This window comes from Halomonas sp. PBN3, from assembly GCF_000475415.1.
GTDB lineage: Bacteria > Pseudomonadota > Gammaproteobacteria > Pseudomonadales > Halomonadaceae > Halomonas > Halomonas shengliensis.
Window position 1 is genome coordinate 1 of record NZ_AXCA01000165.1, and the last position, 646, is coordinate 646.

The window sequence follows — 646 nt, forward strand, 5'->3', positions numbered from 1 at the left end:
GGGATTACCTTATTTATTTATTCACGCCACCTGCTTTTCTGGTTCGATGACGGAGACCTGGAGCTCCCGCTCCGGGTTGAGTGACACGGTGCCGATCGGCGTCCAGTTGCGGGTCTTGCCGCTCCAGCGAGCGGGATTGGCATCACGCGCCGCCTGATTGATGACGTGGCGCTTGGCCAGCACTGCCTTGTCTTCGCCCGCATGGCGCTGTGCCGGCGTCACCAGGCGGATCCCGCTGTGGCGATGCTCGTGGTTGTACCATTGGACGAAGCCGGCCACCCACTCTTGCGCGTCGCTAAGCGTGGCGAACCCGTGTATGGGGTAACAGGGCCGGTACTTGCAGGTGCGGAACAGCGCCTCCGAGTAGGGATTGTCATTGCTGACCCGCGGTCGGCTGAAGGAGGGCGTGATGCCGAGCTCATGCAACTTCTCCAGCAGCGTGGCGCCCTTGAAGGGGCTGCCGTTGTCCGCATGAAGCACCAGCGGCTGGTCAATGATCCGTTCTGCCAGCACGGCACGCTCCAGCACGGTGCGGGAGTTGTGGGCCGACTCGGCCAGGAACACCTCCCAGCCGGTGACCTTGCGGCTGAAGATGTCGACCATCATGACCAGGTAGTAGTGCTGCCCCTTGATCGGGCCGCCCAGT

At 63.2% G+C, this 646-nt stretch carries 1 protein-coding gene; it reads right to left on the minus strand.

The annotated features are described in order from the left end of the window. Nucleotides 1-21: 21 nt before the first annotated feature. Nucleotides 22-646, minus strand: a 625-nt coding sequence (locus Q673_RS29745) for a DDE-type integrase/transposase/recombinase (RefSeq protein WP_023006383.1), incomplete at its 5' end; no start/stop codon positions are given.